The 10,685-nt window shown below is 61.1% G+C and carries 14 protein-coding genes; 12 read left to right on the forward strand and 2 right to left on the reverse strand.

Annotated features, from left to right (window positions below):
- Both WCL10_RS20165 and WCL10_RS20170 read right to left on the reverse strand, forming a co-directional pair.
- A partial coding sequence (locus tag WCL10_RS20165) for a recombinase family protein (protein ID WP_336897435.1) occupies positions 1-542 on the reverse strand: 542 nt, incomplete at its 3' end.
- Entirely contained in the window at positions 539-1,024 is a 486-nt protein-coding gene (locus tag WCL10_RS20170) for a DUF2924 domain-containing protein (RefSeq protein ID WP_336897436.1), read from the reverse strand. The genes WCL10_RS20170 and WCL10_RS20165, both read right to left, overlap by 4 nt.
- 176 nt (positions 1,025-1,200) lie before the next feature.
- On the opposite strand from WCL10_RS20170, the gene WCL10_RS20175 reads away from it, so the two are divergent.
- The 12 genes from WCL10_RS20175 to WCL10_RS20230 all read left to right on the forward strand — a co-directional run bounded on the left by WCL10_RS20175 (position 1,201) and on the right by WCL10_RS20230 (position 10,618).
- Positions 1,201-1,437, forward strand: coding sequence for a hypothetical protein (locus WCL10_RS20175; protein ID WP_336897437.1), 237 nt, complete (start codon positions 1,201-1,203; stop codon positions 1,435-1,437).
- Between the two features lie 210 nt (positions 1,438-1,647).
- Entirely contained in the window at positions 1,648-2,157 is a 510-nt protein-coding gene (locus WCL10_RS20180; RefSeq protein WP_336897438.1) for a helix-turn-helix domain-containing protein, read from the forward strand.
- Positions 2,158-2,304: 147 nt separating this feature from the next.
- Positions 2,305-2,604: a hypothetical protein gene (locus tag WCL10_RS20185; protein WP_336897439.1), complete on the forward strand. Its 300-nt coding sequence runs from the start codon at positions 2,305-2,307 to the stop codon at positions 2,602-2,604.
- A 99-nt stretch (positions 2,605-2,703) separates the two neighbouring features.
- Positions 2,704-3,426, forward strand: a complete 723-nt coding sequence (locus tag WCL10_RS20190; RefSeq protein WP_336897440.1) for a hypothetical protein — start codon at positions 2,704-2,706, stop codon at positions 3,424-3,426.
- 84 nt (positions 3,427-3,510) lie between these two features.
- Positions 3,511-3,741 (forward strand): hypothetical protein, encoded by a 231-nt coding sequence (locus WCL10_RS20195; protein WP_336897441.1) that lies wholly within the window; start codon positions 3,511-3,513, stop codon positions 3,739-3,741.
- Positions 3,741-4,493, forward strand: a complete 753-nt coding sequence (locus WCL10_RS20200; protein ID WP_336897442.1) for an ATP-binding protein — start codon at positions 3,741-3,743, stop codon at positions 4,491-4,493. Before WCL10_RS20195 ends, WCL10_RS20200 begins: the two co-directional genes overlap by 1 nt.
- A gap of 17 nt (positions 4,494-4,510) precedes the next feature.
- A complete protein-coding gene (locus tag WCL10_RS20205) occupies positions 4,511-4,993 on the forward strand; it encodes a DUF669 domain-containing protein (protein WP_336897443.1) in 483 nt (160 codons plus the stop codon).
- Between the two features lie 53 nt (positions 4,994-5,046).
- Positions 5,047-5,409 carry a hypothetical protein gene (locus tag WCL10_RS20210; protein ID WP_336897444.1) on the forward strand — a complete coding sequence of 121 codons (363 nt, stop codon included), beginning with the start codon at positions 5,047-5,049 and terminating at the stop codon, positions 5,407-5,409.
- A complete protein-coding gene (locus WCL10_RS20215; protein ID WP_336897445.1) occupies positions 5,409-6,353 on the forward strand; it encodes a PD-(D/E)XK nuclease family protein in 945 nt (314 codons plus the stop codon). The genes WCL10_RS20210 and WCL10_RS20215 overlap by 1 nt, the downstream gene beginning before the upstream one ends.
- Positions 6,346-8,091, forward strand: coding sequence for a DEAD/DEAH box helicase (locus WCL10_RS20220; RefSeq protein WP_336897446.1), 1,746 nt, complete (start codon positions 6,346-6,348; stop codon positions 8,089-8,091). Before WCL10_RS20215 ends, WCL10_RS20220 begins: the two co-directional genes overlap by 8 nt.
- A complete protein-coding gene (locus WCL10_RS20225; protein WP_336897447.1) occupies positions 8,088-8,288 on the forward strand; it encodes a DUF6511 domain-containing protein in 201 nt (66 codons plus the stop codon). The genes WCL10_RS20220 and WCL10_RS20225 overlap by 4 nt, the downstream gene beginning before the upstream one ends.
- 14 nt (positions 8,289-8,302) lie before the next feature.
- Positions 8,303-10,618: a PriCT-2 domain-containing protein gene (locus WCL10_RS20230; RefSeq protein ID WP_336897448.1), complete on the forward strand. Its 2,316-nt coding sequence runs from the start codon at positions 8,303-8,305 to the stop codon at positions 10,616-10,618.
- The last annotated feature ends 67 nt before the right edge of the window (positions 10,619-10,685 follow it).

The raw sequence follows: 10,685 nt of genomic DNA on the forward strand, positions 1-10,685 counted from the left end.
AAAGCAGGGAACTTTAAGCGCCCACTTTTAGGGAAACTTCGGTGCCCGTTGACACCCTTGCGGCGGGAGGCCGCGATCTTGTCGCGGATGCGTTCGCCGGTGACCTCACGCTCGAACTGGGCGAACGACAGCAGAATGTTCAGCGTCAGCCGGCCCATCGAGGTGGTGGTGTTGAACGACTGGGTGATCGAGACGAAGGTCACCCCATGCTTGTCGAACACCTCTACCAGCCGCGAGAAGTCCATCAGCGAGCGTGACAGGCGGTCGATCTTGTAGACCACGATCACGTCGACCAACCCGGCCTCAATGTCTGCCAGCAGGTTCTTCAGGCCCGGCCGTTCAAGGGTGCCGCCCGAGAAGCCGCCGTCATCGTAGCGGTCGCGGACTGGGACCCAACCCTCGGCCTTCTGGCTGGTGATATAGGCCTCGCAGGCCTCGCGCTGGGCGTCGAGGCTGTTGAACTCCATGTCGAGCCCTTCTTCGGAGCTCTTGCGGGTGTAGACCGCGCAGCGCAGGCGGCGCATCGGGGTGTTGACGGTCATGGTCGCTCGCCCCTCTTGATGTCGCGCAAGCCAAAGAAGCGGTAGCCGTTCCAGCGGGTGCCGGTGATGTCGCGGGCGATGGACGACAGGGACTTGTAGCGGCGTCCCTGCCAGTCGAAGCCGTCGTTCAGCACCGTGATCACATGCTCGGCCCCGTCCCATTCGCGCACCAGCCGGGTGCCGATGACCGGGTTGCGGGGATCGCTGATCACCGTGCGCCGGACCTTCTTGCCCTCGACCTCATCGGCCAGGGCGTCGAGCAGCTTGGCGGCCGGGCCGCCCAGCCCGCCGAGGGCCAGCTCCTGAATCCTGTAGGCGAGCCGATGTTCCAGAAACTGCCGGCTGTTATTCGGCGCAGGCGTGCCGATTAGGCTCTGCCACTCCGCCTTCAGTTCAACCACCGACATGGTCTTCATCGCGGCGAGCCGCCCCAGCAGCTGACCTTCGGGTCGCGCTGCCGATCTTACGCGTTCTGTTTGCATTACTGTCCTCCAACTCGGGTCTCTGCCCGGGGACGACTGACGCTCTTGGCCGCCGAGATTGCGAGTGAACTATCTCCGCTGGCGGCAGATATAGAACTGGACTGCTCGCACATCCGCAGGACGCCCGCGGCGAGGATCCGGCCCAACTCGGACAACCGCTCGTCAGGGGTCATGAGATGCGGCGCGAAGCCGCTTTCGCGGCTCACGCGGCGACCATCGTTTTGGCAGCGCCTTCCATGGCTGCTTTGCACACCGGAGAGTTTGAATTTTGCATGGTTGCCTCCGTCCAGCGCCCAACCCAATCGGGCGGTGGTACTGAGGGGGAAAAGCCAGTGGGTCGCGCGGAACGGGACAGTGCCAGCGACCGCATCCATCAAAAGTCGATGCCGGCAGAACGAAATCCAAAAAAGTGAAGGGTGCCCCCAAGACGTTTTTGTCTAGGGCTCCTTATGCTCCTTATACGACTTCACGTTCATCGTAGTTACATACGTCCTGATTCATGAGACATCCCCGCCTCTCCGCCTGAGACGATTACGTCTTGGGGGGTGCAGACAAATATGTCTAGGCACCACCTCTTGTGCCGTGGCTCCATTGACGCCATCTACAGATCATGGAGAGCGTAAATGACTGACACGAATCAAGATGGAACCCAAGATAGTAAAGTAACGGCGGAGAAGAAATCCCCGAAGTCCCAGAAATCCCCCGCCAGCCAGAAATGGGGCGTGAAGGTCATGGATAGTGGGTTTTGTATGTTGCCGTCGCTTCTGCTGCGCGCGCAACGCCGCCTGCACTTGAACCCCACCCAGCTGGCCGTCCTCATACAGATTGTTGACCACTGGTGGGATGCCGGCCGGAAGCCCTATCCAAGCAAGAAGGAACTCTCCCAGCGGCTGGGTATCGGCGAACGGCAGGTGCAGCGCTACCTGACGGATCTGGAAGAAGAAGGCCTCATTAAGCGCGTCCCACGCTACGCCGCTCACAAGGGTCGCATGTCTAACATGTATGACCTGCAAGGTTTGGTGGACAAGCTTATCGAGCTGGAGCCCGACTTCCGTGAAGCGCGTGAACAGGCCAGTCAGACCCGCAAAAAGGCAGCAAGTCTGGGTGGGCTTCAAGCAGCGCGAAGTTCCTGAATACCTATCCGCTGACAGCAGCTGATCACGTCTAGGCACTAACCGTAAATTCAAAACCTCGAAAACGGATCTGCATCATCGCTTTTCCGAATGACCCAACTTGTCCCCGCAAGACCAACAGGCTGCATGAAAACAGGAGATCCGCTTATGAATGACTTCAACCCCAACAATAACTTTCTGCCTAGCACCCGTAATGTTCCGACCATCGCATTCGATGCGATGCAGGGGGGCGGAAATAACGGCGGGTCCAACAACAAATGTTCTGGATCGCAAAGTCCCGACGGCAAGCCCGAATGGCGTTGCACGCAATGTAGCAAGCTCCTCGGCATGGCCAACGGCAACCAGTTGCACATCCGGGTTCAGAAGCACCGCGAATATCTGGTTGGCCTTCCTGTGACGGCCAACTGCCATGGATGCGGCACCCTTAACAGGAAATCCGCCTCTTAAGACCCCACCACGATCGCAAATCCCCGAAACGAGAGGCGCTTGACGCCCTGACTTGGCCACTAGGAGGCGCTCGACGCCCGGCCGTCAGGCTGGCGTCAAATGTCCTCCTCGTGGCACGATTTCCACGAACATCTTGTTCAATCGACCTCTCTTCTCAATTTCCAGCGCGGATTCACAGCCGTAAGGTCCAGCCACACCGCGCTTAGCCGGTTTGCAGACCATACAGCTCTGCTGGACCACCTTCACCGCGGCACTGCCCCTTCGGATCAGAAGAACCTGATCCTGACCGGCTTGATCGTTTGCGCGAAGGGCAACAGTCGTTCTGGCGACTGTGCGCTCACCCTTTTGCTCCTGGCACTTTGGCCCGGGCTAGACGGTGTTTTTCGGCGGTCGCGTGCGCGCCGCCTTGGTCAGACGGACGAACTCGCATCGGAAATCCTTGCGCGTGCCACCCAATCAATCCGGGAACTTGACCTCACTCAGGTGAACTGGATCGCCGCCACCGTCCTGAAGAATGTCGAACGCGATGTGCGACGGGCTTTCTATCGGGAAGCGAAGCGCCAGAACCTGCAGGTCCCGTTTGATCTTGATCAGCACGGCGGCATTTTTGAACCGACTGACCCCGATCTGGTCCCGGCCAAGCTCCTCGCCGAGCTAACCAATCTCATTGGAGTGGACGCTGGCCTTGTCATCCGCGTGGTCATCGACGGGTTTACCCAGGCCGAGGCCGGCAAGGCGCTGAATCTGTCGGAACCAGCCGCACGCAAACGTTTCCAGCGCGCGATCAAACGCCTTCGCGCTCAGGCCGATGAAAAATCCTGACCGGTTGTCCCGCCCGGCGCGCGCCGTTGGCTTTTCAATTTTGGACGCACTGAGCGTCTATTCAAAAATAGGAAGTCCCAGTTGATGAGCGATACGACTGCCATCCCGACTGAACCTCTGAAGCGGATCCCCGGCCTCTATCGTCGCTGGGAATTGCCGGAAATCTTCGAGGTTCAACGCCGGTATCACATCGAAGAAGCCGGCACGCACGCCGACGGCACACCGCTGCTGGCCATCTACGCTAGCGATGCAGAGTGTGATTTCCAGCCCCAACAAGCTGGTGTGCACGTTGCGCTGGAAAGGAGTGCCAGCTGATGACAATCTCCCTTGCATCCTTGCAAACATCTAACACGCTGCGGCCGCCGCGCATCTTGATGCATGGCGTCCATGGCGTCGGCAAAACCACCTTCGCGGCGGGTGCCGATGCTCCGGTCGTAATCATGACCGAGGATGGCCTCGGCATGCTCAAGGCACCACACTTCCCGCTGGCCACCAGTTACGGCGATGTGGCTGGGGCGCTCGATGCACTACTGAACGAAGATCACCAGCACCGTACTGTGGTCATCGATAGCGTCGACTGGCTGGAGCCGCTGGTATGGGCCGAAACTTGCCGCCGCAACGGCTGGGCATCAATCGAGGCCCCGGGCTTCGGCAAGGGCTATGCTGAGGCGCTCATCGTTTGGCGCGAGTATTTGGAAAAGCTCAACGCACTTCGAGACCACCGCGGCATGGCCATCGTCCAGATCGCGCATACCGACATCAAGCGCTTCGATAGCCCAGAGCATGAGCCCTATGACCGCTACGTAATCAAGCTCCAGGCCCGGGCCGCGGCCCTGCTGCAAGAGCACAGCGATGTGGTGCTTTTTGCCAACTACCGGATGTCCATCGCGAAAGCGGATGTTGGCTTTAACAAAAAGGTAGCCCGGGCACTCGGCTCCGGTGAGCGCGTCCTGCACACCGCCGAACGTCCGGCCTTCCTCGCAAAGAACCGCTACGGCTTGCCCGACACCCTTCCGCTCGACTGGAAGGCCTTCGTCGCGGCCATGCCCCAGCCCGAACAATCCTGATCCGACGGAGTTTTCCAATGGCACGTTTTGACACCGCCTTCGATGCCACCGGCATCGACCCCACGACCGGCTACGATGTTATTCCCGCCGGCAAGTACCGCGCCCAGATCGTCGAAAGCGAGATGCGCGTCACCCGCAACGGCATGGGCCAGTTTCTCTGGCTGATGCTCGAAATCATCGAGGGCCAGTATCAAGGCCGCAAGCTGTTCGACCAGCTGAACCTGGTGAACTCGAACCCGCAGACGGTCGAGATCGCGCAGCGCATGCTTTCCGCGATCTGTCACGCCACCGGCAAACTGCAGGTCAACGACAGCACGGACCTGCACTTGGTGCCCCTCACGATCCAGGTTGCCGTCAAGCCGCCCAAGGACGGGTATTCGGAGAAGAACTCGATCCGTTACCTTGTACCGGACAAGACTGCGCCTGCACCTGCGCGCCAACCCGCACCGCCCGCCACGCAGGCTAGCCCGGCTGCCGCTCCCTGGAACCGCAACAGCTAATCCCACGGGCTGCCGCGGGAAATCGCGGCGGCCCCGGCTCTGAAAGACTGACCATGACTGAACCGCTCAACGCGGCCCCCGTGGCCGTGCACGATACCCCTTTGCCTGACAAACAGCGCCGTCTGATCGCCCTCGACGACGCGATTGCCAAGATCCGCAACCAGATCGCCACGGCTGACCTTGCCCGCCAGGCGCAGGGCAAGCCGATCGATCCGATCTGGTTTCACCGGGCCCGTACCGCGCAGCGCCACCTCTACCGCGAACGCGCAGAATTGCTTGCCGACGGTGGAGCTGGGCACAGCCGCAGCCGGATGAAAGACGCGCTTATCGATATATTGCGCGCCCGCCACGATCCCGAAGTCTGGGCTGAACTGGTCGCGGAAGCGCGCGCCCGCAGCCAAGTGGGGGATCTGTGATGGCAGAGCTCCCCGCACCGCCGACGCCAACACTGACGGCAATCTACGCCGCCTACGAGGGGCGCCAAGGTGATGGTTTCCGCGAGCACCTTGGTGCTTCGCTGATCGGTAAGCCTTGCGCTCGGGCCCTCTGGTTCGATTTTCGCTGGGTCACAACCTCACGCTTTTCCGGCCGGATGCTTCGCCTTTTTGAGACCGGACAGCGCGAAGAAGACCGGATGGTGGCCAATCTCCGTTCGACCGGTGCGACTGTACTGGAGGTCGATCCCGAGACGGGACGCCAGTTCCGGGTTGAAGCCCATGGCGGCCACTTCGGTGGTTCGCTTGATGGCGCTGCCCTTGGGCTGCTTGAAGCACCAAAGACCTGGCACGTTGTCGAGTTCAAGACCCACTCGGTTAAAAGCTTTGCTGACCTTGTCGCCAAGGGCGTTGAGAAATCGAAGCCCCAGCACGCGGCCCAGATGCAGGTCTATATGCATCTCACCGGGCTGACCCGCGCCATGTACGTCGCGGTCTGCAAGAATACGGATGCGCTGCACATCGAGCGGATTGAGGCAGATCCTGCCGAGGCAACTCGGCTGCTGGAGAAGGCCAAGCGCACGATCGAGGCCCAACATCCGCCCGCCCGGATCAGCGACGATCCGACCTGGTTCGAGTGCCGCATGTGCTCCCACCATGCAGCATGTCACGCCGGCGAGGCCATTGCCGTCAATTGCCGGACATGCCTGCATTCAACAGCCGTGGACGGCGGTTGGCACTGCGCCCGTCATGACAGCATGGTCGACGCTCAAGGGCAGCGCCGCGCCTGTGCCCGCCACCTCTTCATCCCTGATCTCGTGCCCGGTGCCGTCACCGACGCCGGCGAGGACTTCGTCGCCTATCGCATGGCCGACGGCTCCGACTGGCTCAATGACGCCCGCCAAAAGGAGGCCGCCCATGCTTAAGCTGCGCCCTTATCAGCAGTCTGCAATCGCATCGATTTACAGCTACTTCGAACTCAACAAGGGCAATCCCCTTGTGGTCATTCCAACCGCTGGCGGCAAAAGCCTGGTCATGGCCTCGTTCATCGACGGGGTTCTCAAGGCCTGGCCCGATCAGCGCATTCTGGTGGTGACCCATGTTCGCGAACTTATCGCCCAAAACCATGCGGAGATGCTGGGGCTTTGGCCCGAAGCGCCTGCCGGGATTTACTCGGCAGGTCTTGGCCGCCGTGATGCTGATGCACGTATCCTGTTCGCCGGCATTCAGTCGGTCCACCGCCGGCCTGCGGAAATCGGCCACTGCGATCTCGTCCTGATCGACGAGGCCCATCTCATCCCTGGCAAGCAGAGCACGATGTACCGCCGCTTCCTGAATCAGATGCAGCGCATCAACCCGTCGCTAAAGGTGATCGGGCTGACGGCCACACCATTCCGCCTGGATTCCGGGATGCTCCACGAAGGCGACAATGCGCTGTTCAGCGACATTGCTTACGAGGTGTCTGTCCGGGATCTCATTGAAGATGGCTATCTCAGCCCGCTGGTGTCGAAACAGCCAAGGACCAAGCTTGATGTAAGCGGCGTTGGCACACGCGGCGGCGAATTCATTGCCCGCGACCTCGAGAAAGCGGTCGATAAGGACGCAATCACCCGCGCTGCCGTCGATGAGATCATGGCCTACGGCAAGGGCAGGAAGTCGTGGCTAGCATTCTGTTCGGGCGTCAGTCACGCGACCCACGTTGCCGAGGAGTTTCGCTGCCGCGGGATCAGTTGCGCCACCATTTTCGGCGAGACCCCCAAGGATGAGCGCGACCGCATCATCGCTGAGTTCAAGGCCGGCAACATCCGGGCGTTGGCTTCGATGGGGGTGCTGACGACAGGCTTCAATGCGCCGGCCGTAGATCTGATCGCCATGCTGCGGCCGACCAAGTCGGCTGGCCTTTACGTCCAGATGGCTGGCCGTGGGACGCGGCTCGCCCCGGGCAAACAGGATTGCCTCGTTCTGGACTTCGCCGGCAACGTAAAACGTCACGGTCCCATCGACCTCGTCAAGCCGAAGCGGCCAGGTTCGGGCGAAGGTGATGCGCCGGTCAAGGTCTGTCCGGACTGCGACAGCATAGTTGCTGCTGCCGCGCTAGAATGTTCAGATTGCGGCTATATCTTCCCAGCGCGCAAGGTGAAGGTAGCGCCCACAGCTTCTACGCTGGCTGTGCTTTCGTCCGCGAAGCCTCAGCATTCGGCATGGCTGCCAGTCTCGAATATTTCCTATCAGCGCCATGATAAGCCCGGCGGGCGCCCATCACTGAAGGTTACTTATCAGTGCGGCCTGTCCCGGCACTCCGAATGGATCTGCCTGGAGCACCAGGGCTTTCCTCGCACCAAAGCAGAAAGCTGGTGGCGTGAACGTGCCCCGGGAATACCCATTCCGGCCTCGGTTAATGCCGCACTCCAACTGACCAGCCGTCTGCGCCGCCCCAGCCACATAACCGTGCGCCCTTCGGGCAACTACACCGAAATCAACAAGGTCAAGTTCGACACATGCAATACGCAAACCCCGGGCTCTGCTCGGTCTGCCATCGCCAGCCCCGCGGCTTCGGCTGGTTCATCCCGTACTATCGGGTCTCCGATCCCCGCCGGGACGAAAGCCGGAAGTATCTTTGCAGCCGCGTCTGCCAGGACCTCTGTCACCGGAGGCAGGGCATGATCAACACCAGCCGCAACGAACAGGCCGCAATGGTCAAAGGTGGCCAGGCTGGCGGCCGTTTCCTCGAACAGATCGGCAAGACCGACCTTGCAACCCTTAGCGATGCCGAGTGGGCAGGTTTTGTCGAACATCTGGTCACGGGGTACTGCGACCATCTGCGCGAACTTGCTGCTGACATGTCGGAGTGCCCATTCTGATGCCAGCATCCTTCATGGCGCAGCTCGGCTCGCGCCTTATCGCCAATGGTTATACGATCCTGCCCATCGCGCCCGGCACCAAGAAGCCGGGTCGGTTCCAGCGCAGTACCTGGGTCGATTATCCCGAATGGAACCGACACGCGGAACGCCCAACAACCGAGGTCGAAATCACGACTTGGTCTGGTTGGCCCGACTGCGCCATCGGCGTTGTGGCGGGTGCTGTTGCGGCGATCGACATAGACATTCTGACAGATCCGGAACTTGCGTTGCAGATCGAGCAGTTGGCTCGTGTGCGGCTTGGCGACACCCCAGCGCTGCGTATCGGCCGCGCACCGAAGCGCCTGCTAGTCTACCGCACCAGGGAACCGTTCCGAGGCATCCGACGGGCCCCGCTCGAGGTGCTGTGCCTTGGCCAACAGTTCGTCGCCTATGCCAACCACCCCGATACCGGCCAGCCCTATGTTTGGCCTGAAGAAGGGCTGGCCGAACTCGATCTGGAAAGCCTGCCGATTATAGACGCAGACATGGCGGCAGCCTTTGTCGAAGAAGCTATGGCCCTGATCCCCGCAGAGCTTCGGCCAGCAAGTCTGGCAGCGCCTTCGTGCGCTGGTTCAGCTGCGCCGGGCCATGCCCAGACCGGCACATTGGAGGCCATCTGTTCCGCAATGAGCCACATACCCAACAACGACCTCGAATATGACAGCTGGGTGCGTATTGGCATGGCCCTCAAGGGCGGACTTGGTGAAGCGGGAAAGGATGTCTTCACGGACTGGTCTGATCAGGCATCAAAGAACGAGGTCGCCGCTACAGAAAAGGCATGGGCCAGCTTTCGCCCGGACCGGATCGGTGCGGGCACGGTCTATCACCTCGCGATGGAACGCGGCTGGAAGCCGGATCCCTGCCTGATCCTAGATGGTAGCCTGCCGAAAGGTGACAGCCATCCGGCCGCGGGCCTCCTGGCAGGCCTTGGGGGTGAGTTTGCTTCCGATAGTCCGGTTGAAACCAAGACCACTTTCAACCTGACAATACCGGGCGGGCTTGTCGGAGATCTGACCCAATATATGATCTCAACTGCACGCAGGCCGCAGCCCTTGCTTTCGCTTGGGGCTAGCCTTTGCGCGATCGGCGCGCTTATGGGCCGCCTCTACCGCACCGAGAGCAACCTACGCTCCAACCTCTATGTAGTCGGGATCGCGGACAGCGGATCAGGCAAGAACCATTCGCGGGAGATTATCAACGAGGTACTGTTCGAGGCGGGGCTTGCGAACCACCTTGGCGGAAACAAAATCGCGTCGGGCGCGGGGCTGTTGACCGCCCTACATCGCCAGCCTGCGATCCTGTTCCAGATCGATGAGTTCGGGATGTTCCTGGCGGCCGCTGCCGACCGCAAACGCAGCCCGCGCCACATCACCGAAATTCTCGACAACATGACCGAGCTCTATACCTCGGCCGGCGGGATATTCCTTGGCGCGGAATATGCCAATCGCGATGGCACAAACGAGCGGCGTGATATCGTCCAGCCCTGCCTTAGCGTTTACGGCACCACGACCCCGCTGCACTTCTGGGGTGCGCTGCAAGGGGCCAATGTTGTGGACGGCTCGCTGGCCCGCTTCCTGATCCTACCCAGCGACGATGACTATCCAGATGAAAACGTCGCGGTAGGTCTTCGCACCCCGCCAGCCGACCTGATCGACGGATTGCAATTGCTGGCCTCGGGTGGCGGACATCAGCGCGGCAATCTGGTGGGAGCTACCTCGGGGCCACAGACCGCTCTGTCGCTGACCACTGTGCCTATGAGTACCGATGCGCGCGAACGGTTCAAAGCATTGAGCGAAGAGATTACCGGGGAACTGCGTGCGGCCTCGGGCACGGCCTTCACGGCCATCCTGGCACGCATCGGCGAAATCGCCATGAAGCTTGCCATGATCGTGGCCGTTGGACGCGATCCGGCCGCCCCCACCATTGCGATCGACGACGCTGAATGGGCCATCGCCTTTGTGCGGCACTACGCCCAGCGCGCGATGGAAGCTGTTGACCGCCATGTGGCCGATACCGAAACGGAGGCGCTCCTCAAGCGGCTGCGTGAAGTTATCCGGGCTGCAGGCGCCAAGGGGATCACCAAGTCTGAGCTAACCCGCGGGACCCAGTGGCTGAAATCGAGGGACCGTGACGACATCATCCAGACGCTGATCGAGAGCGGCGACATTACGACTGGCATGCGTGGCTCGGCGACACGGCAGGCTATGGTCTACCGGCTAGCCCGCTGGTCCGGTGGATGGCGCGACGCAAGCGGTCGCAAAGTTGAACTGAGGCAGGCCGACAAACCATGAACCACACAATGCCCTGACCTGCCCCCCGGCAGTCCCTCAGTCATAACGAGAGTCCAGCGGTTAAATA

The sequence above is a fragment of the Novosphingobium sp. genome, assembly GCF_037133355.1.
Taxonomy (GTDB): domain Bacteria; phylum Pseudomonadota; class Alphaproteobacteria; order Sphingomonadales; family Sphingomonadaceae; genus Novosphingobium.

Bases quoted from the DNA above. Each gene is read 5' to 3' on its own strand.
- WCL10_RS20170 (WP_336897436.1), bottom strand. From the start codon at position 1,024: ATGCAAACAGAACGCGTAAGATCGGCAGCGCGACCCGAAGGTCAGCTG.
- WCL10_RS20175 (WP_336897437.1), top strand. From the start codon at position 1,201: ATGCGGCGCGAAGCCGCTTTCGCGGCTCACGCGGCGACCATCGTTTTG.
- WCL10_RS20180 (WP_336897438.1), top strand. From the start codon at position 1,648: ATGACTGACACGAATCAAGATGGAACCCAAGATAGTAAAGTAACGGCG.
- WCL10_RS20185 (WP_336897439.1), top strand. From the start codon at position 2,305: ATGAATGACTTCAACCCCAACAATAACTTTCTGCCTAGCACCCGTAAT.
- WCL10_RS20190 (WP_336897440.1), top strand. From the start codon at position 2,704: ATGTCCTCCTCGTGGCACGATTTCCACGAACATCTTGTTCAATCGACC.
- WCL10_RS20195 (WP_336897441.1), top strand. From the start codon at position 3,511: ATGAGCGATACGACTGCCATCCCGACTGAACCTCTGAAGCGGATCCCC.
- WCL10_RS20200 (WP_336897442.1), top strand. From the start codon at position 3,741: ATGACAATCTCCCTTGCATCCTTGCAAACATCTAACACGCTGCGGCCG.
- WCL10_RS20205 (WP_336897443.1), top strand. From the start codon at position 4,511: ATGGCACGTTTTGACACCGCCTTCGATGCCACCGGCATCGACCCCACG.
- WCL10_RS20210 (WP_336897444.1), top strand. From the start codon at position 5,047: ATGACTGAACCGCTCAACGCGGCCCCCGTGGCCGTGCACGATACCCCT.
- WCL10_RS20215 (WP_336897445.1), top strand. From the start codon at position 5,409: ATGGCAGAGCTCCCCGCACCGCCGACGCCAACACTGACGGCAATCTAC.
- WCL10_RS20220 (WP_336897446.1), top strand. From the start codon at position 6,346: ATGCTTAAGCTGCGCCCTTATCAGCAGTCTGCAATCGCATCGATTTAC.
- WCL10_RS20225 (WP_336897447.1), top strand. From the start codon at position 8,088: ATGATCAACACCAGCCGCAACGAACAGGCCGCAATGGTCAAAGGTGGC.
- WCL10_RS20230 (WP_336897448.1), top strand. From the start codon at position 8,303: ATGGCGCAGCTCGGCTCGCGCCTTATCGCCAATGGTTATACGATCCTG.